The sequence below is a fragment of the Aequorivita sp. KMM 9714 genome (assembly GCF_011065475.1).
GTDB lineage: Bacteria > Bacteroidota > Bacteroidia > Flavobacteriales > Flavobacteriaceae > Aequorivita > Aequorivita sinensis.
The window spans coordinates 1-263 of the sequence record NZ_JAAGRO010000067.1; the positions used below are offsets into that span (position 1 = coordinate 1).

General features: G+C 36.1%; 1 protein-coding gene. It reads left to right on the forward strand.

Features of this window, described 5'->3' with window-relative positions; all coding sequences use genetic code 11:
* On the forward strand, nucleotides 1–263 hold a 263-nt coding region (locus G3A46_RS14195), incomplete at both ends, for a tetratricopeptide repeat protein (protein WP_165150790.1).

Consider the following 263-nt stretch of genomic DNA (forward strand, 5'->3'; position numbering starts at 1 on the left):
AAAGTAGTTGAAGATGGATACGAATCTGCTCAGATATATGAAAACTTAGGAGACACCTATTATTTTAATGGAGATTATACCAACGCAGCAAAATGGTACGAAAAATTAGTAACTACGTTTCCAGATGACACTGAACCTAAATACTATTATAGAGCTGCCCAATCCTTAAAGAGTCTTGGTAAACACGATAAGAGCCGTGAGCTATTAGAAACTTATACTGCAAAAGGAGGAACTGGTTTTGTGATAAAAACCTACGATGAGGA